Origin of the sequence: Rhodopseudomonas julia, assembly GCF_030813515.1 — a bacterium.
Lineage (GTDB): Bacteria > Pseudomonadota > Alphaproteobacteria > Rhizobiales > Afifellaceae > Afifella > Afifella julia.
This window is the reverse complement of sequence record NZ_JAUSUK010000001.1, coordinates 821,462-842,491: the sequence shown is the minus strand read 5'-3', so window position 1 is coordinate 842,491 and position 21,030 is coordinate 821,462. Positions and strand designations below refer to the sequence as shown.

Sequence of the window (21,030 nt, the reverse complement as noted above, 5' to 3'; positions counted from 1 at the left end):
GCGATTGACCGAAAGGTGAGCCCGTGGACGATCCGCCGGCGAAACATTGGCCATGGGTGGCGCTCGGGCTCGTCTCGATCGCCTTCCATATCGGCCTGATCTTTTACGGACTTGCGCCGGCGCTGGCGGCGCGTCCGATCCATATGGCGCTTCTCCTGCCGTGGATGCTGATCCTGCCGGCGAAGACGCCGTGGCAGCGGTGGAGCGGCTGGGCGCTCAGCCTCCTCGGCATCGGCGGTTGTCTCTATATCGCGGTCAACGCCTCCGACATCGCCGATCAGTATGGCTTCATCGACGGGCCATTTCAGATGGGGCTCGCCGTGCTCCTCATCGCCGTGGCACTGGAGACGGCGCGGCGCGCCATCGGCTGGCCGCTGCCGCTCGTCGCACTCATCACCTTGGCCTATGGGCTCTTCGGGCAATATGTGCCGGGCGAATTCGGCCATCCCGGACTTCCGCTCGAGAGCTTTTTGGGGACCATGACGCTTGCCGAGGGCGGCCTCTGGGGGCAGCTCACCGGCGTCTCCGTCAATGTCGTGGCGATCTTCGTCATCTTGGGCGCGGTGTTGAATGCGGGCGAGGCCGGCAAGGGCTTCATGAATGTTGCGACCGTGGTCGCGGGCCGTCTCAAGGGCGGCGCGGCAAAAGTCGCGACCTTATCGTCCGCGCTGTTCGGATCCATTTCGGGCTCAGCCTCCGCCAATGTCGCCTCGACCGGCGCGATCACCATTCCGGCGATGACGAAGCTCGGCTATCCGAAATCGCTCGCCGGCGCCGTTGAAGCCGTCGCCTCCTCGGGCGGCCAGATCATGCCGCCTCTGATGGGGGCGGGCGCCTTCGTCATGGTGGAGCTGACCGGCACGCCCTACACGCAGATCATGGCCGCCGCCCTGCCGCCGGCGATCCTCTATTTTCTAACCGTCTGGGTGGGCGTCGACGCCTTTGCCACGCGCTACGATCTGCGCCCTGTGGAGAGTGCCGATCAGCCGGCGCGTCGCGAGGCACTGATCACCTCGATGTTCTTCGCCGTGCCGTTTCTGGCGCTGCTTGCGGCGATTTTCGGTGCGGGCTTCACGCCGCAATATGCCGCCTCCGTCGCCATTCTGGCCGGCACAATCCTGCTCTTCTTCGATGTGCGCCTGCGCTTTTCCTTCCGCCATTTCGGCGACAGGCTGGCGATTGCCGCGGTGACCGCCGGCCGCCAGGTGGCGATGATCGGCTCCATCATCATCTGCGCCTCGATCGTCATCGGGGTTTTGTCGTTGACCGGGCTCGGCGTGAAGGTCACGTCGACCATCCTCTCTGTCGCCAATGATTCCTTGTGGCCCGCGCTTCTCCTGACGGCGCTCGCCTGTCTCATCCTCGGCATGGAGGTGCCGACGACGGCGGCCTATGTCATCTGCATCTCCGTCGCCGGTCCAGCGCTTGCAGCCCTTGGGCTGAAGCCGCTCGTCGCGCATCTCTTCGTCTTTTGGTTTGCGCTGTTGTCGACGATCACGCCCCCCGTCTGCGGCGCCGTCTTCATCGCCGCCGGCATGATCGGCGAGAACTGGCTGAAGGTTGCGGGAAAGGCGATGCTCCTCGGTATCGGGCTTTACGTGATCCCGCTCGGCATGATCGCCAATCCGTCTCTTCTCGCGCTCGGAGTGAGCCCGCTTGCGGCTCTTTTCGCCTTCGTGAAGATGGGGGCGGGGCTCGCCATGCTCTCCTACGGCATCATTGCGGCCCGCCCCTTGATGTTGCGCGCCCCGCTGGTCCTTGCCGGCCTCTTGTTTGTGTTCGTCAGCGTGTAAGAGGCCGCAGTCGGTCGCACGCGCGAGCTCCGGCTTGCTGGCCGCCTTCGGCATCGGGTGTCTTCGGCATCGGACGATTGCGATGCGTCTCTCGGAACCGGCCTCGCCATCTGACGTTGTCGAGGCGAAACCGAGGGGGGCGACCATCGCAGCGGAAATCTCGCAACAGTTGAAATGGGGCACGCGCGGTGGCTATGCGGCCCGCGGCGTCGTCTATCTGGTGGTCGGCATCCTGGCGGTTCTTGCCGCGATCGGCTCCACGCAGGCGGAGAACACGCGCGGCGCACTGCGGGAAATCCTCACGCAGCCGCTCGGTGGCGTGCTTCTCGTCGTGGTCGGCATCGGCCTTGCCGCTTTCGGCCTCTGGCGCTTCGCCCAGTCGATCGGCGATCTCGACGATCACGGCAATGATGCCAAGGGCCTGCTTCTCCGCTTCTTCCTGTTCTGCAGCGGTGTCATCCATATGGGGCTTGCCGCATTTGTGGTGAGCCTGCTCTTCGCAATCGACGGTGGGGACGGCGGCTCCGGCGATCCGACCGCCGGCTGGCTGACCTGGCTCTTCGGCCAGGCCTGGGGGCGCTGGGTGGCGCTCGGTCTTTGCCTCGTGCCGGTCGGTATCGGCCTCGCCCATCTCTACAAGGGCTGGTGTGCCGGCTACGAAAAATACCTCGACCTCGACAGCGACAAGATGAAGATGGTGAAGCCCGTCTGTTCGCTGGGACTGATCGCCCGCGGCATCATCTTCATCGTGATCGGCGTCCTCGCCTTTTATGCGGGCGGCATTTACGATGCGTCGAGCGCGCCAGGTCTCGAAGACGCGTTGAGTTACATTCAGGGTTTGCCCTTCGGCGCCGTGCTGCTTTTCCTGGTGGCCCTCGGCCTCGTCGCCTTCGCCGGCTATTGCTTCGTGGAAGCTGCCTTCCGTCGCATCCGCATGGGCTCCGTCACCGTCTCTGACCCGATGCCCCAGTAAAGCCGGCGTCGAGCACGCCGGCTCTCTCATCCAAATCGCCGACAAATCCGGGCGGAGCATGTCTCCGCCCGAACCTTGCCGTTCGCCTCAGCGGCAGAGCCTGCGCGGCCCGTTATAGGGGCGGTAGGTGCCCGTGCGCGGGTCGAAGCTGCGATATTTCGACGAACAATAGGCATACCATTCGCGCGTCCACGGGCGCGGCGCGCCGTAGCGAGCCGGCGGCGGCCCATAGTAGCGCGGGCGCGGCCCCCATCCCGGCGGCGGTGGCCGGCGCCAACGGGGAGGCGGCCCATACCGAGGTGGTCCGTAGCGAGGTGGCCCGTAGCGAGGTGGTCCGTAGCGAGGTGGTCCGTAAGGCGGCGGCCCGTAACGAGGCGGCCCATAAGGGGGCGGTCCATAGCGCCGGGGAGGTGGGGGTCCCCATTGCACCGGCTGAACGATTTGTGCCGCGTCAGGCGATGCGACGGCGGGTGCCGCAATCGACGCCGCCGAGGCCGACGGCATGCTCCAGGCAAGACCGATGGCAAGGCAGCAAACTTTGACCGTGAGGCCCTTCAATCGCATTGTTCACTCCCAAGTCGTGGGCCGGCAATACACGCCGTCTGCCGAGAGTGTTCCCGAGGTATGTCAAAGCAAAGGCGCTTTTGACGCGCGATGGGCCTGCACACCATTTTTTTCTGACCCCGTCTGAAAGAGCCCGATCCGGGCTTTCGCGCTCAGGCCGGCCGTTCGATCGCCATCGCGGTCGCCTCGCCACCGCCGATGCACAAGGAGGCGATACCGCGCTTCATATCGTATTGGCGCATCGCGGCCAGAAGGGTCACCAAAACTCGCGCCCCGGAGGCCCCGATCGGGTGGCCGAGGGCGCAGGCGCCGCCATGCACGTTGACCTTGTCCTGCGGCAGGTCGAGATCCCGCATCGCTGCCATCGCCACGACGGCGAAGGCCTCGTTGATCTCGAAGAGATCGACGTCGCGCAGATCCCAGCCGGTGCGTTGGACGAGCTTCTCGATCGCGCCGATCGGCGCCGTCGGAAAGAGATTGGGCGCCTGGGCGTGGGTGGCGTGCCCGACGATGACGGCGAGCGGGGTGAGGCCGCGCCTTTCCGCTTCCGAACGTCTCATGAGAATGAGCGAGGCCGCGCCGTCTGAGATCGACGAGGAATTTGCGGCCGTCACCGTACCGCCCTCGCGGAAGGCGGGCTTCAGGCTCGGGATCTTGTCGATCCTCGCCTTGGGCGGCTGCTCGTCCTGGCGCACGGTTTCCTCGCCCTTGCGGGTCTTCACCGTGACCGGGGCGATCTCTTCTTCAAAGCTGCCGTCGGCGATCGCCTTTTGGGCTTTTTCCAGCGAGGCGATGGCAAAGGCATCCTGGGCGGCGCGGGTGAACTGATAGGCTTCGGCGCAATCCTCCGCGAAGGTGCCCATGAGCCGGCCCTTGTCATAGGCGTCTTCCAGGCCGTCGAGGAACATGTGGTCGATGACCTTCTGATGGCCCATGCGGTAGCCGGAGCGCGCCCGGTCGAGGAGATAGGGAGCGTTCGTCATGCTCTCCATGCCGCCGGCCGCCGCCACCTCGGCAGAGCCGGCGAGGATTGCGTCATGGGCGAGCATCGCCGCCTTCATGCCGGAGCCGCACATCTTGTTGACGGTGGTGGCGCCGGTGGCGAGCGGCAGACCCGCAGCGAGCGCCGCCTGACGGGCCGGCGCCTGACCCTGGCCGGCGCTGAGGACGCAGCCGAAGATCACCTCCTCGATGTCCTCCGGCGTAACACCAGCCCGCTCCAGAGAAGCTTTAAGGGCGGCTGCACCAAGCTCTGGCGCTCTCGCATCCTTGAGGTCGCCCTGAAAGCCGCCCATGGGCGTGCGGGCGGCACCGACGATGACGATGGGATCGGGATTTTGCATGGAATGTCTCGCTTTCTGAAGCGGGGCGTCGGACATGCCGTGCGCCAAGGCGCACGGACTGAGTTCGGACAAGAGCCGTGAACGCCGCAAGCCTGCAGCTGGGCCGGGGGCCGATGGCTCAGGCGGCGTCGCTCTCGGTCTTCGCCTTCTCACGGTTGCGCAGCATGAAGCGCTGCAGCTTGCCGCTCGGCGTCTTCGGCAGCGCCTCGGTGAACTCGATCTCGCGCGGATAGGCATGCGCGGAAAGACGCTCCTTGACGTAGAGGCGCAGCTCTTCGGCGAGCTCCGTCGAGGCTTGGGCCCCCTCGCGCAGCACGACGTAGGCCTTGACGATTTCGGTGCGCTCTGGATCGGGCTTGCCGATGACTGCCACCTCGATGACGGCCGGATGCTCGATGAGCGCGCTTTCCACGTCGAAGGGACCGATGCGATAGCCCGACGAGGTGATCACGTCGTCCGCTCGGCCGACGAAGCTGATGCGCCCGTCCTCTTCCATCTCCACCGTGTCGCCGGTGCGGTAATAGCCTTCGGCGATCGCCGGCGTCGGCTGCTGCCAGTAGCCGGAGAACCAGAGAAGCGGCGACTTGGCGATGTCGACGGCAAGAATGCCTGGCTTGTGCGCCGGCAGCTCGCGGCCCGCATCATCGAGGACGGCGACGCGGTAGCCGGGCATGGCATGGCCGGCGGAGCCCGGATGCACATGGTGACGGAGGCGGTGGTGGTTGTTCACCACCATGCCGAGTTCGGTCTGCCCGTAATGATCGTGGATCGGTGCATCGAGATGCTCGGCGAACCAGCGGATGACTTCCGGGTTGAGCGGTTCTCCGGCGCTCGAGACGGCGCGGAGCTGGCCTTTGACCTCGGCGGCCGCCTCGGGCCCGGCCGCGATCAACAGTCGGAAGGCGGTCGGCGAGCCGGCGAGATTGGTGATGCCGTAGCGTTTGATGATGTCGTAGGTGCTCGCCGCCGTGAACGGCCCGTCATAGAAAGTGGTCGCATGACCGAGGACGAGCGGGCCGGTGACGGCGTAATAAAGGCCGTAGGCCCAGCCCGGATCGGCGATGTTCCAGAAGACGTCGTCCGCCCGCAATTCCACGGCGTCGCGCATATAGACGAGGAAGGCGGCGAGCGCCTTGAGCGGCACCGGCACACCCTTGGGGAGCCCCGTCGTGCCGGACGTGGACATCATCAGGAAGAGATCATCGCCACGGCGCATCACCGGTTCGAATTCCTCCGACTGGCGCGCCATGGCGCTGTCGAAGTCGAGGTCTCCCGATGAAGAAGCCGTGCTCTCCCCACCACCGACCAGGACGACGCGGGGAAGAGCCGCGATCCCCTCGAGCTTGCCGCGATTGGCCGTGTCGGTCACGACGAGGCGGGCGTCCGACATTTGGAGCCGGTGCTCGATCGCCTTCGGGCCAAAGGCCGTGAAAAGCGGCTGGTAGACGCCCCCCGCCCGCCAGGTTCCGAGAATGATGGCAAGGAGTGCCGGCGTGCGCGGCAGCATGCCGGCAACGACATCGCCGGGCTTGACGCCTTCCTCTGTGAGAAGATTGGCAAAGCGAGCCGAGAGCTTTTGCATCTGCTCGAAGCTGTACGTCTCGTGACGGCCATCGGCGCTGATCCATTGGAGCGCGGTGCCGCCACCTGCGACATGCCGGTCGCAGCATTCGACACAGGCGTTGAGCCCATTCTCGAGATCGCCCGAGAGAAACTTCGTAATGTCGTCGAGACGAAAGTTTGCGATCGCGTCGGCATAATCGTCGCGGTCTTCGCTGCCAGAAGGCGCGGCCATGTCTGTCCTCCCTGGGTTCCTTTCCGCTGCGGCGGAGGAACCGTGTTCTTTTGTGAAGGCAGGTTAGCGACGAAGAGATATGGCGTGCGATGACCGAATTGCTCTAATTTCGTGATCGGTTTTGCCACTTTCGGGGAGTGGGCTTAATTGGAACGGCGCATGATCGCCCCGTGTTTCGTCGAAGACGCGCTCGCCTGTCTCGACCGGCGCGGCATCGACCGAGAGCCGCTCCTGCGCCACGCCGGCATGCCCGCAATCGTGGTGGAGCCGGTGTCAGCGGAGCAATATGGGGCGCTCTGGCTCGCGGTCGCGCTGGCGGTCGATGACGAGTTCTTCGGCGAGGCGGCAAGGCCAATGCCGCGCGGCAGTTTCACCCTTTTGTGCCATGCGATCCTGTCGGCCAAAAGCCTGGAGCAGGCCCTGAGGCGGGCGCTGCGTTTTCTGCGGGTCGTTCTGGAAGACCCTTATGGCGAGCTCTGCGTCTCGGACGGACTTGCCGAGATCGTCCTCAAGGACAAAGCCGGCCCGCGTTCCGCCTTCGCCTACCGCACCTATTGGATCATGGTGCACGGGCTCTCCTGCTGGCTGATCGGGCGGCGCATCCCGCTCCGCCGGGTGGATTTTCGCGGACCTCCGCCGCCGCACGAGGCCGAATACCGGCTGTTCTTCGGCGCGCCCGTGCGTTTCGATCAGCCGGAAAGCCGGCTCGTCTTCGATGCCGATTTTCTGAAGCTCGCGCCGATCCGCGACGAGCGGGCGTTGCGCGAATTCCTGCGCCAGGCGCCCGCCAATATTCTGGTGCGCTACCGCCACGATGCGGGGCAGGCGGCGCGGCTGCGCGAGCGCCTGCGGGCGATGCCGCCCTCGGCCTGGCCGGGCTTCGAGGAACTTGCGGCGCAGATGCGTCTGCCCGCCTCCACCTTGCGGCGGAAACTGCGTCTCGAAGGCCAGACCTACAACGACATCAAGGACGAGCTGCGCATGGCGGTGGCGACGCAGGAGCTTCTCCACGGCCATTCGAAGGTCGGCGAGCTTGCCGCCGATCTCGGCTTTTCCGAGCCGAGCGCCTTTCATCGCGCCTTTCGCCGATGGACCGGCAAGAGCCCGGGCGAGTTCCGCCGCGAGGCGAGAAAGCCTGAGCCCCGATCGGCTGGCGAGACAGGTTCGGCGCCGAAGAAGACGCTCTGAAGGCGCGACGAATCCGCCGCAATCGCGGCTTCCGGCACGACTTTTGGAGCTTCCATCATGGACAAGGCGTTCACCTGCGGTACCTAGCTGATGGTCGACCGTTGATCGAGCTGCGGGGGGAAAGGATGCAATCCGGGGAGCTTGCCTCGATGCTTCGGATTTTCCGGCGTTCGCACCGCGCGCCGATGGTCGCGTCACCCATCGTCGGAGATTTTGGAGATCGTCCATGAAAATTCTCATCGCCCTGGCTGTCGCGGCCGGAACGTTCGCCGCCAGTAGCGCCTCCGCCCAGGTGGTCGTCTCCTCCAAGATCGACACCGAAGGCGGCGTCATCGGCAACATCATTCTGGAAGTCCTGAACGATGCCGGTATCGAGACGGAGAACCGTCTGCAGCTCGGCGCGACGCCCGTGGTGCGCAAGGCGATCACCGCCGGCGAGATCGACATCTATCCGGAATATACCGGCAACGCGGCCTTCTTCTTCAATCGCGCCGACGAGCCGGTCTGGACGGATGCCGAGAAGGCCTACGACATGGCCAAGAAGCTCGACGGAGAGGAAAACGACATCGTCTGGCTGACGCCGGCGCCGGCCAACAACACCTGGGCCGTGGCGCTCAGAAGCGATGTGGCAGAGGAGAACGGCATCACGACCTTCTCCGATTTCGGGAAATGGGTGAAGGATGGCGGCGACGTCAAGCTGGTCGCCTCCTCGGAATTCGTGAACTCCGCCGCGGCTCTGCCGGCCTTCCAGAAGGCCTATGACTTCAAGCTCAATTCCGATCAGCTCATCGTGCTCTCGGGCGGCGATACGGCGGCGACGATCCGCGCGGCGGCGCGAGAGACGAACGGCGCCAATGCAGCGATGGTCTACGGCACCGACGGCGCGATCCAGGCGGCCGGCCTGCAGGTTCTGGAAGACGACAAGGGCGTGCAGCCCGTCTATCAGCCGACGGCGATCATCAGAAAGCCCGTTCTCGACGAGCATCCGGAGATCGCCGATCTCTTGAAGCCCGTCTTCGAAGCTCTGACGCTCGAAACGCTGCAGAAGCTCAACGGCCAGGTGCAGGTCGAGGGCCAGCCGGCGGCCGATGTGGCCCATGAATTCCTCGTCTCGCACGATTTCATCGACGGCTGAGCCGGGCTTTGTGATCCCGCGTCCTGACAAGCTCGGCGCGCCCATGGGCGCGCTGCTGGCGTTTGCGCTCGCTCTGCCGCTTTCGAGTTACCGGGCGAACCGGATCGCGCTCGCCGAGGCGCGCGGCCTTTTCGAGGCGTTGCCCGCCGTCTGGGCCTTTGCGCTTCTCGCCGGCGCGCTCGCCACGATAGCGGTGGCGCTCTTCGTGCGTCCGCCGGCGATCCGCCTCGCCGTGCCGGCGCTCACCCTGCTTCTCCTCTTGATCGCGATCGGCGTCTCGGCGCGTATGCTGATGGCCGATGGCGCCGATTTCGCACGCGTGGCGCCGGGGACGGGGTTTTGGCTCGCGGGCTTTGCGCTCTCGATCCTGATCACCGATGCGATCGTGCGGCTACGGCCGGGGCCCTTGCTGCGTCTCGGCGTCTTTGCGCTCGCCGCGGCCGCGATCGCCGCGATCCTGGTGACGGGCGAGTGGGACGCCTTGTCGATCCTCGCCGAATATCGCGGCCATGCGGCGACCTTCTGGCGGGAGGGGGCGCATCATCTGCAGCTCGCCTTCGGCTCGCTCGCCGCCGCCATTGCCGCAGGTGTGCCGATCGGCATTCTGATCCATCGCTCCGAACGGCTGAAAGGCCCGATCCTCAGCACTTTGAGCCTCATCCAGACGATCCCCTCGATCGCGCTCTTCGGCATGCTGATCGTGCCCTTGAGCTGGGTGGCGGCGAATGTGCCGGGCGCCTCCGAGATCGGTATCCGCGGCATCGGCATGGCGCCGGCTTTCGTCGCGCTCTTTCTCTATTCGCTCTTGCCGATGGTGGCGAACACGGCAGCAGGGCTTTCCGGCGTGTCGGCGAGCGTCACCGAAGCGGCCGCCGGCATGGGTCTGACGAGCCGCCAGCGGCTCATCTCCGTCGAACTGCCGCTTGCCCTGCCGGTCATTTTGACGGGCGTGCGCATCGTGCTCGTGCAGAATATCGGCCTCACCACGATCGCCGCGCTCATCGGCGGGGGCGGTTTCGGCACCTTTGTCTTCCAGGGGCTCGGCCAGACGGCGACCGACCTCATTCTTCTCGGCGCGCTGCCGACGGTGGCGCTGGCATTTGCCGCCGCCGTCGTGCTCGACGCCGTCATCGACGTTCTGCCCGGAGCAAAGGCATGATCCGCATCGAAGGCCTCACCAAGGAATATGCCGGCAATGCCGTTGTCCGGGACGTGTCGATGGAGATCGAGGCGGCGACGATCACGGTGATCGTCGGCACCTCCGGCTCGGGCAAGTCGACCTTCCTGCGGATGATCAATCGGCTCGTCGAGCCGACACGGGGGCTGGTGGAGATCGACGGCACCGATACGCGTGAGATGAAGGCCTATGAGCTCCGCCGCCGCATCGGCTATGCGATCCAGGATCACGGGCTTTTTCCGCATTGGACGGTGGCTCGCAACATCGCCACCGTGCCGAAGCTTCTCGGCTGGGACCGCAAGAAGATCGACGCGCGCGTGCACGAGCTTCTGGAACTCCTGCAGCTCGATCCCGATGAGATCGCGCCGCGCTATCCGCACCAGCTCTCGGGCGGTCAGGCGCAGCGCGTCGGCGTCGCCCGCGCACTTGCGGCCCGTCCCGACATGCTCTTGATGGACGAGCCCTTCGGCGCGCTCGATCCGGTCATCCGTGCGAAGGCGCAGGCCGATCTCAAGAGCATCCAAGAACGCCTCGGCTCCACCATCCTGCTCGTCACCCACGATATGGCGGAGGCGATCAGGCTCGGCGACCGCATCGCCGTGATGAGCGAGGGGCGGGTGGAGCAGCTCGCACCGCCGGCCGAAATCTTGACCCATCCGGCAAGCGATAACGTCCGCAATCTCGTCGGCGACGACGACCGGCCGTTCCGCTATCTCTCGCTCATTCCGGTCAGCGAGCGGACCGAAGAAGGAACCGCGGAAGGAACGCCGATTGCCGCCGACCGCTCGCTGTATGATGCGCTGGCGGAAATGATCTGGAGCGGTCGCGAGGTTCTGCCCGTGGTCGGTAAAGACGGGACGGCGCGTGGTCTCGTGCGGCGAGGGGCGCTTCTCGATGCAGCGCGATCGGTGGCATGAGCCGGCCTTTCGTCCTTCTCCTGCGGCTTGCGCTCGTCGCGCTGGTGCTCGCCTTCCTCTTCGTCCCGGAGGCGTTCAGGCCGTTGCTTGAGCCGTTTGCACCCGTGGGCGCGCCGGCGATCTATGACCGCGCGAGCCTTCTCGACCTCACCATCTCGCATCTTCTGATCGTGGTGGCGGCGATCGTGCCGGCGACGCTCATCAGCGTGGCGCTCGCAATCCTGGTGAGCCGGCCGATCGGCGCGGAATTTCTGCCCCTGTCGCGCGCCATCGTGAATATCGGCCAGACCTTTCCGCCCGTCGCGGTGCTGGCGCTTGCCGTGCCGGTCGTCGGCTTCGGGACCTGGCCGACCCTGATCGCGCTCTTTCTCTACGGGCTTCTGCCGATCTTCGAGAACACGCTCGCGGGCCTCACCGGTCTGCAGCCCGCTGTCGCCGAGGCGGCCAAGGGGACGGGCATGACAGGACGTCAGAGGCTTTTTCAGGTGGAGCTGCCGCTCGCTCTGCCGGTGATTCTCGAAGGCGTGCGCATTTCGCTCGTCATCGCGCTTTCGACGGCGACGATCGGCTCCACGGTCGCCGCCAAAGGCCTGGGCGAGGTGATCATCGCCGGGCTCAACTCCAACAATCTCGCCTTCGTGCTGCAGGGCGGCCTTTTGACCGGCGCGCTCGCCGTCATCCTCTATGACGGTCTCGGCGAGGTTTCCCGCATGACGGCCGCCCGTAGCTAAACGAAGGCATCTTGCGATATGCCCTTCCCGGCGGAAGGAAGTGTGATGAAAGACGACAGGACAACCGACATAGCCGGCGTCGAAGACGCGCTGAATCGCCTGGAGCAGCTTTACGACGGGGCCGTCCAAGAGCTGCGGGACGCCATCGCGCTCTTCGCCAAAGACGGAACGCCGCCCGATCCGGCGGCCCGCGAGGCCGGCCTTTTCTGTTATCCGGAGCTGCACGTCAGCTGGGACGGTGCGCCGCCGCGCAGCTTCAAGCCGCGCGCTTATGGGCGTTTCACGCGTCCGGGCGGCTACACGACAACGATCACGCGGCCGGCTCTCTTTCGCAATTATCTTGCCGATCAGCTCGCCATCCTGGCCGAAGACCACCGCGTGCATCTGAGCGTGCGGCCCTCGGCCCAGGAGATCCCCTTTCCCTATGTCCTGGAGGACGGGGATCTCGTGCTCGACCGGGCGACGACGCTCGAAATGATCCGGCATTTTCCGACGACGGAACTTGCCCTGATCGGCGATGAAGTCTCCGACGGGCTGTTTGCCTCCGCCCAGGAGATCCCGCTGTCGCATTTCGATGCGCTGCGGACGGATTTTTCGCTGGCGCGGCTGAAGCATTACATGGGCACGCCGGCCGAACATGTTCAGCCGTTCATTCTCTTCACCAATTACAGCCGCTACGTCGATGAGTTCATCCGGTGGGCGTGCCGGCAGGTGCGCGATCCGGAGAGCCCCTATGAGGCGCTCTCCTGCGCCGGCGGCAGCCTTGTGACGAAGGAGACGGAGGATCCGGAGCGGGCGATCTCCGAGCTTGCCTGGAAGAAGCACCAGATGCCGGCCTATCATCTGATGGGGGCCGGCCGCGGTGGCATCACCCTCGTCAATATCGGCGTCGGGCCGTCGAATGCGAAGACGATCTGCGATCATCTGGCGGTGCTGCGCCCGCATGCCTGGCTGATGATCGGTCATTGCGCCGGGGTGCGCGAAAGCCAGTCGATCGGCGATTACGTGCTCGCTCACGCCTATCTGCGCGACGACCATGTTCTCGATGCCGTGTTGCCGCCGGATATTCCGATCCCGAGCCTCGCCGAGGTGCAGCGGGCGCTCTACGACGCCACCAAGCAGGTGAGCGGCATGCATGGGGAAGAGGTGAAGCTGCGGCTCAGAACCGGCACCGTCGTCACCACCGACGATCGCAATTGGGAGCTTCGCTACACCGCCTCGGCGCATCGCTTGAACCAGAGCCGCGCTGTCGCCGTCGATATGGAGAGCGCGACGATCGCCGCGCAGGGCTACCGTTTCCGCGTGCCTTACGGAACGCTTCTTTGCGTTTCCGACAAGCCTCTGCATGGCGAGATCAAGCTGCCGGGGCAGGCGAACCGCTTCTATGAAGGGGCGATCTCGGAGCATCTGCAGATTGGCATCCGCGCCGTCGAGCTCCTGCGCAAGGAGGGCGACAGGTTGCATTCGCGCAAGCTGCGCGCCTTCGACGAGCCGCCCTTCCGCTGAGCCCCGAAGTGTGGGTGGAGGCAGGTCGGCCGGAGCCGGCCTGCAGCATTCAAACGCGCTCGACCGCTTCAGCGGTTTGCGGCGAAATCCTCGTCGATCGCATCGGCGAGCTCAGCCAGCGTCGCGAAATGGAAGTCCGGCTTCGTCACCTCCTTCGGCACTGGCGTGCCGCCGAAGCCTTCCTGGCCCTGACGCCGCTCGATCCAGCAGACGGAATAACCAAGCTCCCGAGCCACGCCGATGTCGTGATACTGGCTCTGCGCAACGTGGAGAATCTCGTCCTGCTTGTAGCCGAAGGCCGACTGGCGGCCGCGGTTGAAGTCGAAGAAGCGCGGATTGGGTTTCGCGACGCCGACATCGTCCAGGGTGACGCTGTCATGGAAGGGATTGTCGAGGGTGTGGGAGTAGCTGGAGAAGATCACACGGTCGGCATTCGTCATCGCCACGAGGCGGAAGCGCTTGCGCAGCCGCTTCAGCGCGGCAACCGAATCCTGGAAGGCCGGCCATTTCAGGGCATGGGCCTGGAACGCGGCGGCTGCGCCCTCGCTGGGGTCGAGCCCGAGCTTGCCGGCGACATGCTGATAGACCTCTCCCATGACCTGGCTGGCGCGGCCGGGATGAATGTGGCGGGCCTCGATGTAGGGAACGAAGAGGTCGTCGTCGCTGAGGTCGCGGGCTGCCGGTCCGCCGAACATACGAAATCCGTCGAGCAGGCCCTTCTCGAAATCGATGAGCGTTCCGACGACGTCGAATGTGAGAACCTTGAAATGCGCAAAAGTCATGGGGCAGGTGTCCTTGGAAGTTGACATGGGAAGAGACTGCGAAGCCCGCTCAAAGCGGGCTGCAGATGCGGACCGCGTCGAGCACGGCGGCATGGATGTTGCGGCTTGAGACGGCGTCGCCGATGCGATGGAGTTCGAATCCGGCCTCATCGCGAAACGGCTGCGGTTCCAGGTGGATGAAGGTTTCGATATCGGTCACGCCATCGTTCTTCGAGGTGGAGCGCAGCTCCTCGAAGAGCTCGTTCATCGGGATGCTGCCCTGCTCGACGATCACCTGGTCGACGAGAATGGAGGTCTCCTCTCGCGAGATCTCGTTGAGGAGAACGGCTTCGAGCCGGTTGTCCTTACGACGCACTCCGACGAGGCGGGTCTCCGAAATGGGGGCGATGCCGAGGGCGAGAAAGCGCTTCTTCCACCGCAGCCTCTCCGCATAGGTGAGCTCTTCGGAAATCGTCGCGTCGATCGTGGCATAGGTCACATTCGCGCCGGCCTCCTTCGCCTTTTCGGCGGAAAGAGGGCCTGGATGACGGCCGGTGCCGTCATAGACGAGGACGTCGCGCCCGATCGGCACCTGGCCTGAAAGAACGTCCCAGGTGCTGACGCAGAGATCGTCGCCTTCAAGAAGGTCGATCTGCGGCAGGCCGCCGGTGGCGAGAATGACGACGTCGGGGGTGAGCGCCGTAATGTCGTCGGCCTCCATATAGGCGTTGGTGTGGATGCCGACGCCGAGGCGCGCAAGCTGCGCGACGCGCCATTCCACGATGCCGATGAGATCGCGGCGCCAGGAGCCGGTCGCGCCGAGAAGGATCTGTCCGCCGACATTGGCCGCAGCTTCGTAGAGCTCGACCTCATGGCCGCGCTCGGCCGCGACGCGCGCCGCTTCGAGCCCCGCCGGACCGCCGCCGACGACGACGACCTTGCGCTTCAGTCCCTTTGTCGGTCGGATGACATGGCTCAGTGTCGTTTCCCGGCCGGTGACGGGATTGTGCAGGCAGGAGGGGCGGTAGGGCGACTGGCAATGCGTGGCACCGACGCAGGGGCGGACTTCGTCTTCGCGGCCGGCGGCGAGCTTGGCGACGAGATGGGGATCGGCAATCTGTGCCCGCGTCATCCCCGCCATGTCGAGCTTGCCTTCGGCAACGGCAAAGCGCGCCGAAGAGATGTCGGCGATGCGGGCCGCATGGAAGACCGGCAGGCCGATTTCTGCCTTGAAGGCCCCGACCGGTTCCACCCATGGCGCGAGCTTGGAGCCCATGCCCGGCATGTTCTCTTCCGCAAGCGCGCGCGTCGTGTCCATCGTGCCGTAGATGGCGTTGAAGAAATCGACGGCGCCCTCGCGTTTCAAAAGGAGCGCCGCCTCGACGCAATCGTCGAAGCTGAGGCCGCCTTTCGTCGCTTCGTCGACCACGTAGCGGATGCCGATCAGGAAATCGTCTCCGACCGCCTCGCGCATCGCCGTATGCACCATCACGGCAAAGCGGCAGCGGTTTTCCAGGCTGCCGCCGAAGCGGTCCGTGCGCCGGTTGGTGAGCGGCGACAGGAACTGACCGATCAGATGGCCGGCCGCGAGCGTCTCGATGCCGTCGAGCCCGCCCTCCTTGCAGCGCCGTGCGGCGGCGGCATAGGCCTTCACGATACGCTCGATGTCGTGTTCGTCCATCTCCTTGGGGATGCTGCGATGCAGGGTCTCGCGCAACGGTGAGGGGGCGATCGTCGGCAACCAGTCGCCGGCATAGGGATCGCCGCGGCGGCCGAGATGCGTGATCTGGCACATGAGCGCGGCACCTTCGCCGTGCATACGTTCGCTGAAGCGCCGCAAATGCGGAATGATCGCGTCGTCGCCGACATTGAGCTGGCGAAAAATGTTCGGGGAATCGCGATCGATGTTGGACGAGCCGCCGAACATGGAAAGTCCGATGCCGCCCTTGGCCTTTTCCAGATGATAGAGCTGGTAGGCCTCCTGCGGCATGCCGCCGGATTCCAGCCCGCAGGCATGGCTCGTGCTCATGATCCGGTTGCGGAATTCGACATGCTTGATGCGCAACGGGCGCAGGAGCGGATCCTTGTGCGACGGGTCCGGTTGCAGCGGTCTTGCGCGAAGTGCGGTTTCAGACATCGTTTTCTTTCTCTGACGAAGGCACAGCTATCCGATCGGCGCGACGAGACACGTCACGCCGTTGCGACCGCTAGGCCGACGGCGATGCGGCTAGATGACTTGGCTAAGGAAGCGCTGGGTGCGCTCGTCCTTGGCTCTGGTGAAAAGCTCTTCCGGTGGACCGTGCTCGACGATCACACCGCGGTCGGTGAAATACACGTGGTCCGCCACCTCCCGGGCAAAGCCCATTTCATGGGTCACGAGAATGCAGGTCATGCCTTCGGCCGCGAGCTCCTTGATGGTGAGGAGCACTTCCTTGACCGTTTCCGGATCGAGGGCTGCCGTCACCTCGTCGAAGAGCATGACGTCGGGGCGCATGGCGAGGCTGCGCGCGATCGCCACGCGCTGCTGTTGTCCGCCGGAAAGATGACCGGGATAGACGTCCTCCTTGCCGCCGAGGCGCACTTTGGCGATGAGCGCGCGGGCGCGTTCTTCAACCTCTTTCTTCGGTTCTTTCAGAACCTTCACCGGCGCCATCATGACGTTTTCGAGCGCCGTCTTGTGGGGGAAGAGATTGTACTGCTGGAAGACGATGCCGACTTTTTTGCGCAGTTCCAGAAGGTTGAGGTTGGGGTCGTTGACCTCCTGGCCTTCGACCTTGATCGAGCCCTGCTGGATGTTGTTGAGGCCGTTGATGCAGCGGATGAGCGTCGACTTGCCGGAGCCCGACGGGCCGATGATGCAGACGACCTCACCCTGGCTGACGTTGAAGCTGACGCCCTTCAGCACTTCGAGGTCGCCGAAGGATTTGTGAACGTCGTGCACCTCGACGAGCGGCATGTCCGGCGTCCAGGCCGGTGCGGCCGCGCCAGGCGCAGTTTTCTTAGGTCTCGACAGCATATTTCCGCTCGATCGCTCGGGTCCAAATGGAAATCGGATAGATGTAGGCGAAGAAGAGAAGCAGCAGGAACAGATAGAACGGCACGAGAAGTTCCGGCCGCGCGCCTGCCGCTTCCATCGCCGCCTGCGCATTTCCGACGGCTTCGCGCACGCCGAGGATAGAGGCCATCGGCGTCGCCATGGCGAGGAGCGCGTACCAGTTCATCCAGGGCGGGATCGCCCGCTTGACGCATTGCGGCAGGATGATCCAGCGCAGCGTCTGGCCGCGGGTGAAGGCGAGGCTCTCAGCTGATTCCCACTGCCCGCGCGGAATGGAGACGATGGCGCCGCGCACGATCTCGCTGATATTCGCCATCACCGGCAGCGAGAAGGCGATCGTCGCCTTGATCCAGTCGGAGAGGATGACGTTCCGTCCGCCCGGCAGCTCCACTTCGAAGGGGACGAGGAGCATGACGACGAAGAGGATGACGAGCCAGGGCGAATTGCGGAAGAGATGCGTGATGATCCAGGCCGGTGCGCGCACAAGGCGGCTATGGCTGAGCTGGAGCATGCCGAGCGCAATCCCGAGCACCGTCGCTATCCCCATCGCCAGGAAGCTCATCACGAGATTGAGGACGAAGCCTTTCAGGATGAAGGGCATCCACGCGATGAGTGTGGCAATGGCGGAGGGTGTCTGGGGCGCTGCGAGGCCTTGAGCCTGCGCCGCCGCGAGACTTGCGAGAAAGATGCCGACGAGGACGAGGCCGTGCCAGCCGCGGATCGAGCGACTGGGCAGGAAGGCCGAGAGGGTTTCGGCGTCGATGCGGAAGGGCCGGGCTGTTTTCATCGTCCGTATCCCGGCAGCGCCAGTCGTTTCTCGAGCCAGTGGAGCCCGGCCGCGATCAGGCTGACGATAATGACGTAGAAGAGGAAGAGGACGAGCATCATCTCCGGCACGTTGATGTTGTCCGACCAGACCTGGTTGAGCGTGTAGGTCATCTCCGGAACCGAGATCACGTAGGCGAGCGAGGTCGTCTTCGCGAGGCTGACGAGGTTGTTGGTGAGCGCCGGCAGGCTGATGCGGAAGGCGAGAGGCAGGGTGACGTAGGCGTAGGTCTGCCAGCGCGAGAAGCACAGGCTTTCCGCGGCTTCCGCCGTCGATTTCGGCACCGCCTCGATGCCCGACCGGAAGATCTCGACGTTGAAGGCGCCGCCGAAAATGCCGAGCGACAGGATCGCCCAGCTGAAGGAGGAGATGAGCGGCGCGTAATAGCCGCCCATATCGACCTGAGGCGTGAAGGCGCCGAGGCCGAAATAGAAGAACAGGAGTTGGATGAGGGGCGGCGTGTTGCGGAAGAGCTGGATGTAGCCGTTGACGACGCCCCTCAGAAGTCTCGAGCGCGAGGTCTGCACCCACGCGCCCAAAACCCCGATGACAAGGGAAAGCAGAATGGACCAGAAAATGAGCTGCAGCGAAATCGCAATTCCGGAGACGAAGCGGTCGTATTCATAGCGATCGTAGAAGATGATGAAGTTGAGACCCGTCTCGTCGTAGAGACGCTGGAACAACGGTGCGATGAGGCTGAACAAGCTTATGCCCTGCAATTAAGACTGACTTTCCTTGGCTCGGACACAGGCTCTTATTGGCCGTCGAGGTAGCTTTCGTCCCATTCGAGACGCTTGTGCTGTTCGGCGAGCCAATCGGACGGCTTCACGCCCCACTTCTTTTCGAGCTCGACGAGCTTGCCGTCGGCTTGCCAGCGATAGGCCATGCCGGTCATGAAAACGCCCCAGGGCTTGTCGAGCTCTTCGATCGGCACGGCCGAGGCCCAGGGATTGTTGAAGAGGACGGAGACGGGCATCTCGTAGCCGTCCCATTCGCCGGAGGCGAGGTCGGCCATGATGGAGGCATCGTCATAGAGCCAGGCGACGCATTTGCCGGCTCGGAGTGCGGCCTTGCCTTCCGTGTTGCCGGTGAAGGCGACGAGACGCGGCCCGTATTCGCGCTGGACCTGCTTGTTGTAATTGGCGCCCTGCTTGGCGCAGACCGGCTTGTCCTTGATGTCTTCCCAGCTCGTAATGGCCCCTTCCTTGGCCATCAGCGTCGGGCCGGAGGTCCAGTAGGCCGGCTCGATGATGCCGATGATCTTGCGGCGTTCGGCGGTGTCGTACATGCCGCCGATGATCACATCGATCTTGCCCTGCTGCAGGAACTGCATGCGGTTTGCGGAGGTGACGACGACCGGTTCGAGATCGACGCCGAGCGTATCGGCCACGCTCTTCGCGAGGTCGATTTCGATGCCCTCCTGGGTGCCGTCGGTGGACGGGAACGACCACGGCTTGAAGGCACCGAGCACGCCGACGCGCACCGTCCCGCGTTCGAGGATTTCCTGCAGGCGGTCGTCAGCCGCCTGGGCTGGCGCAGTGGCTGCGAGGAAGGTCGCTCCCGCCAGTGCGGCGAGGACGGGTAGGCTTAGGACTTTGGCTATCGATTTCATGGCTGCATGTCTCCGGTTGAGGCTGGCATTGCGGTCGATCGATCATTCGGGCGCTGACCGGTGCGAAACACCGTCCGCTGGTAATTTAGGAAGCCCTCGACTTCTTCGGCGGTTCGTTCGGGCGTCCATTCGAGGAGATCGGCCACCGACCGGGCAGCCTCCTCCACGTCCTCGCGCGACAGATGACGGCGCCAGGCAAGCGCCGTCCGCGTGTAAAGAATGCCTTTGAGATCGCGTGCATGTTCGTGCGTGACGGCATGGCGGAAGGCAGCACGCCTGGCGTTGCCGGCGGGTTCCGGCTGCGACAGGCGCGGCGATGTCTTGGAGATCTGCCAGAGCGAAGCGGTCTTCCCGGTGGCGTAGGGTGCGGGACCGAGTGCTGCCTCGGCACGTTCGCGCAGCACCCGGCCGGCGCTGCGATGCGACATCACCGGGCCTGCGGTCATGGCGAAGACGTTCGGCATGCCAGCCTGCGAAAGATCGTGGATCTCGCGCGAGCGGCGCCCCATCGGCAGCTCTTCGTCGAAAGTGAGGGGCCGCACGCCCGCCCAAGTGAAGGCGATGTCTGCGCGCTTGAGGTTCAGCCCCGGCAGGAGATGGTTGGCCTCGCCGAGAAGGAAGTCGATCTCGTCATCGGTTGCGGAAAGATCCTTGGCGTCGCCGTCGAATGGCGTTTCCGTCGGTCCGAAGTAGAAGAAGTCGTCATGCGAGGGCAGGGCGTAGAAGGGCATGCCCTGCCGGTGCATGGTGGCGATGCCGTAGCCTTGATACCTCTCAGGCAGGCGCACCACCATATGCGCGCCCTTGGTGCCACGGATCAGTCGGCCGGGTTCTTCATGCGAGCTGTCGGCGGCCTTCGCATTGACCTCATCGATCCAGGTCCCCGCCATGTTGAAGACGAGGCGGGCTTTTGCCGTCGCGGTGGTGCCGTCCTTGGCGACGAGCCGCAGGAGCCAGCGTTTCGCGTCATCCCGCGCGACGAGTTCAGCGCGGCAGAAGTTTTTGACCACGGCGCCCTCCGCTTCCGCTTGAAGGGCGGCATCGACGCAGAAGCGCTCCGGCCAGTCGAAGACGTATTCGCGGTAAGTCGCCACAGCCTTGAGGCGGTCAAGATCGCGCAGATCAGCCGCAAAGGGCAGGTGCTGTTCGAAATCGCGGGTGATTTTGCGATATTCGAGAGGCGGCGCACCGGGGCCGATCCGCTCCAGGAGCCTGAGGCCGACATCGAGATGCCAGCGCTTCACCGGGCTTTCCGGATAGACTGGGAAGCACATCGTGAACGGCTTCACGCCGTCGGCGGCGGTTGCGGCGATCTCGTGGCGGGCCTCCATGCCGGCGCGCGCCATCTTCAAGGCCTGCATGAAGCGCAGCGGATGCAGACCGAAGGTCGCGACCGGATTTTCGGCCTCAAAGTAACGCAGGCCGCAATGCAGCATCCGCGAAGATCGGCTGCTCGCTCCGGCGGCGAAATCTTCCTTGTCGCAGAGAAGGACAGAATAACCCGCTTCGGTCAGTTCGCGAGCGGCACTTGCTCCGTTGATCCCAGCTCCGATGACAGCGACATCGCATTCAAGCCCGTCAAGGTTCGCAAGGGTGCTCGGCATATACTTCCCGGTGAGGCGACGTTCTGTCGCGACTATGTCGATAGCCTCGA

At 64.8% G+C, this 21,030-nt stretch carries 18 protein-coding genes; 8 read left to right on the top strand and 10 right to left on the bottom strand.

Translation table 11 applies throughout. The features are described 5' to 3' along the window. The first annotated feature begins 23 nt into the window (after positions 1–23). Positions 24–1,793 carry a TRAP transporter permease gene (locus J2R99_RS03945; RefSeq protein ID WP_307153179.1) on the top strand — a complete coding sequence of 590 codons (1,770 nt, stop codon included), beginning with the start codon at positions 24–26 and terminating at the stop codon, positions 1,791–1,793. A gap of 82 nt (positions 1,794–1,875) precedes the next feature. Next, positions 1,876–2,766 (top strand): DUF1206 domain-containing protein, encoded by an 891-nt coding sequence (locus J2R99_RS03940; RefSeq protein WP_307153178.1) that lies wholly within the window; start codon positions 1,876–1,878, stop codon positions 2,764–2,766. Between the two features lie 87 nt (positions 2,767–2,853). On the opposite strand, the gene J2R99_RS03935 is transcribed toward J2R99_RS03940, so the two are convergent. The 3 genes from J2R99_RS03935 to J2R99_RS03925 form a co-directional block, all read right to left on the bottom strand. Further along, a complete protein-coding gene (locus tag J2R99_RS03935; protein WP_307154131.1) occupies positions 2,854–3,270 on the bottom strand; it encodes a BA14K family protein in 417 nt (138 codons plus the stop codon). Positions 3,271–3,482: 212 nt separating this feature from the next. Further along, the gene (locus J2R99_RS03930; RefSeq protein WP_307153177.1) at positions 3,483–4,673 is read right to left on the bottom strand and encodes an acetyl-CoA C-acyltransferase; all 1,191 of its coding nucleotides are present in this window, start codon (positions 4,671–4,673) and stop codon (positions 3,483–3,485) included. 118 nt (positions 4,674–4,791) lie between these two features. Continuing rightward, complete coding sequence (locus J2R99_RS03925) at positions 4,792–6,468, bottom strand: acyl-CoA synthetase (protein WP_307153176.1); 1,677 nt, start codon at positions 6,466–6,468, stop codon at positions 4,792–4,794. Positions 6,469–6,615: 147 nt separating this feature from the next. On the opposite strand from J2R99_RS03925, the gene J2R99_RS03920 reads away from it, so the two are divergent. The 6 genes from J2R99_RS03920 (at position 6,616) to J2R99_RS03895 (ending at position 13,122) form a co-directional block, all read left to right on the top strand. Continuing rightward, positions 6,616–7,656 (top strand): AraC family transcriptional regulator, encoded by a 1,041-nt coding sequence (locus J2R99_RS03920; protein ID WP_307153175.1) that lies wholly within the window; start codon positions 6,616–6,618, stop codon positions 7,654–7,656. Positions 7,657–7,882: 226 nt separating this feature from the next. Further along, positions 7,883–8,791, top strand: coding sequence for a glycine betaine ABC transporter substrate-binding protein OsmF (osmF, locus tag J2R99_RS03915; RefSeq protein ID WP_307153174.1), 909 nt, complete (start codon positions 7,883–7,885; stop codon positions 8,789–8,791). Continuing rightward, positions 8,754–9,950, top strand: coding sequence for an ABC transporter permease (locus tag J2R99_RS03910; RefSeq protein WP_307153173.1), 1,197 nt, complete (start codon positions 8,754–8,756; stop codon positions 9,948–9,950). Before osmF ends, J2R99_RS03910 begins: the two co-directional genes overlap by 38 nt. Next, positions 9,947–10,885 carry an ABC transporter ATP-binding protein gene (locus J2R99_RS03905; RefSeq protein ID WP_307153172.1) on the top strand — a complete coding sequence of 313 codons (939 nt, stop codon included), beginning with the start codon at positions 9,947–9,949 and terminating at the stop codon, positions 10,883–10,885. The genes J2R99_RS03910 and J2R99_RS03905 overlap by 4 nt, the downstream gene beginning before the upstream one ends. Next, positions 10,882–11,616 carry an ABC transporter permease gene (locus J2R99_RS03900; protein ID WP_307153171.1) on the top strand — a complete coding sequence of 245 codons (735 nt, stop codon included), beginning with the start codon at positions 10,882–10,884 and terminating at the stop codon, positions 11,614–11,616. Before J2R99_RS03905 ends, J2R99_RS03900 begins: the two co-directional genes overlap by 4 nt. Positions 11,617–11,661: 45 nt before the next feature. Then, a complete protein-coding gene (locus J2R99_RS03895; protein ID WP_307153170.1) occupies positions 11,662–13,122 on the top strand; it encodes an AMP nucleosidase in 1,461 nt (486 codons plus the stop codon). Between the two features lie 68 nt (positions 13,123–13,190). Here J2R99_RS03895 and J2R99_RS03890 read toward each other — a convergent pair whose 3' ends face one another. From J2R99_RS03890 to J2R99_RS03860, 7 genes are all read right to left on the bottom strand, one after another. Beyond that, positions 13,191–13,904, bottom strand: coding sequence for an HAD-IA family hydrolase (locus J2R99_RS03890; RefSeq protein WP_307153169.1), 714 nt, complete (start codon positions 13,902–13,904; stop codon positions 13,191–13,193). A 49-nt stretch (positions 13,905–13,953) separates the two neighbouring features. Beyond that, complete coding sequence (locus J2R99_RS03885; RefSeq protein ID WP_307153168.1) at positions 13,954–16,020, bottom strand: oxidoreductase; 2,067 nt, start codon at positions 16,018–16,020, stop codon at positions 13,954–13,956. A gap of 90 nt (positions 16,021–16,110) precedes the next feature. Beyond that, positions 16,111–16,899 carry an amino acid ABC transporter ATP-binding protein gene (locus J2R99_RS03880; protein WP_307153167.1) on the bottom strand — a complete coding sequence of 263 codons (789 nt, stop codon included), beginning with the start codon at positions 16,897–16,899 and terminating at the stop codon, positions 16,111–16,113. After that, the gene (locus J2R99_RS03875; RefSeq protein ID WP_307153166.1) at positions 16,883–17,725 is read right to left on the bottom strand and encodes an amino acid ABC transporter permease; all 843 of its coding nucleotides are present in this window, start codon (positions 17,723–17,725) and stop codon (positions 16,883–16,885) included. The genes J2R99_RS03880 and J2R99_RS03875 overlap by 17 nt, the downstream gene beginning before the upstream one ends. Further along, a complete protein-coding gene (locus J2R99_RS03870) occupies positions 17,722–18,468 on the bottom strand; it encodes an amino acid ABC transporter permease (protein WP_307153165.1) in 747 nt (248 codons plus the stop codon). Before J2R99_RS03870 ends, J2R99_RS03875 begins: the two co-directional genes overlap by 4 nt. A gap of 50 nt (positions 18,469–18,518) precedes the next feature. Further along, a complete protein-coding gene (locus J2R99_RS03865; protein WP_307153164.1) occupies positions 18,519–19,376 on the bottom strand; it encodes a transporter substrate-binding domain-containing protein in 858 nt (285 codons plus the stop codon). Continuing rightward, the gene (locus tag J2R99_RS03860) at positions 19,373–20,980 is read right to left on the bottom strand and encodes an FAD-dependent oxidoreductase (RefSeq protein WP_307153163.1); all 1,608 of its coding nucleotides are present in this window, start codon (positions 20,978–20,980) and stop codon (positions 19,373–19,375) included. Before J2R99_RS03860 ends, J2R99_RS03865 begins: the two co-directional genes overlap by 4 nt. Positions 20,981–21,030: the final 50 nt, after the last annotated feature.

Excerpts from the sequence above, each read along its gene's own strand:
- J2R99_RS03940 (WP_307153178.1), top strand. The coding sequence starts at position 1,876 with ATGCGTCTCTCGGAACCGGCCTCGCCATCTGACGTTGTCGAGGCGAAA.
- J2R99_RS03935 (WP_307154131.1), bottom strand. The coding sequence starts at position 3,270 with ATGCCGTCGGCCTCGGCGGCGTCGATTGCGGCACCCGCCGTCGCATCG.
- J2R99_RS03930 (WP_307153177.1), bottom strand. The coding sequence starts at position 4,673 with ATGCAAAATCCCGATCCCATCGTCATCGTCGGTGCCGCCCGCACGCCC.
- J2R99_RS03925 (WP_307153176.1), bottom strand. The coding sequence starts at position 6,468 with ATGGCCGCGCCTTCTGGCAGCGAAGACCGCGACGATTATGCCGACGCG.
- osmF (WP_307153174.1), top strand. The coding sequence starts at position 7,883 with ATGAAAATTCTCATCGCCCTGGCTGTCGCGGCCGGAACGTTCGCCGCC.
- J2R99_RS03910 (WP_307153173.1), top strand. The coding sequence starts at position 8,754 with ATGAATTCCTCGTCTCGCACGATTTCATCGACGGCTGAGCCGGGCTTT.
- J2R99_RS03905 (WP_307153172.1), top strand. The coding sequence starts at position 9,947 with ATGATCCGCATCGAAGGCCTCACCAAGGAATATGCCGGCAATGCCGTT.
- J2R99_RS03900 (WP_307153171.1), top strand. The coding sequence starts at position 10,882 with ATGAGCCGGCCTTTCGTCCTTCTCCTGCGGCTTGCGCTCGTCGCGCTG.
- J2R99_RS03895 (WP_307153170.1), top strand. The coding sequence starts at position 11,662 with ATGAAAGACGACAGGACAACCGACATAGCCGGCGTCGAAGACGCGCTG.
- J2R99_RS03890 (WP_307153169.1), bottom strand. The coding sequence starts at position 13,904 with ATGACTTTTGCGCATTTCAAGGTTCTCACATTCGACGTCGTCGGAACG.
- J2R99_RS03885 (WP_307153168.1), bottom strand. The coding sequence starts at position 16,020 with ATGTCTGAAACCGCACTTCGCGCAAGACCGCTGCAACCGGACCCGTCG.
- J2R99_RS03880 (WP_307153167.1), bottom strand. The coding sequence starts at position 16,899 with ATGCTGTCGAGACCTAAGAAAACTGCGCCTGGCGCGGCCGCACCGGCC.
- J2R99_RS03875 (WP_307153166.1), bottom strand. The coding sequence starts at position 17,725 with ATGAAAACAGCCCGGCCCTTCCGCATCGACGCCGAAACCCTCTCGGCC.
- J2R99_RS03865 (WP_307153164.1), bottom strand. The coding sequence starts at position 19,376 with ATGAAATCGATAGCCAAAGTCCTAAGCCTACCCGTCCTCGCCGCACTG.
- J2R99_RS03860 (WP_307153163.1), bottom strand. The coding sequence starts at position 20,980 with ATGCCGAGCACCCTTGCGAACCTTGACGGGCTTGAATGCGATGTCGCT.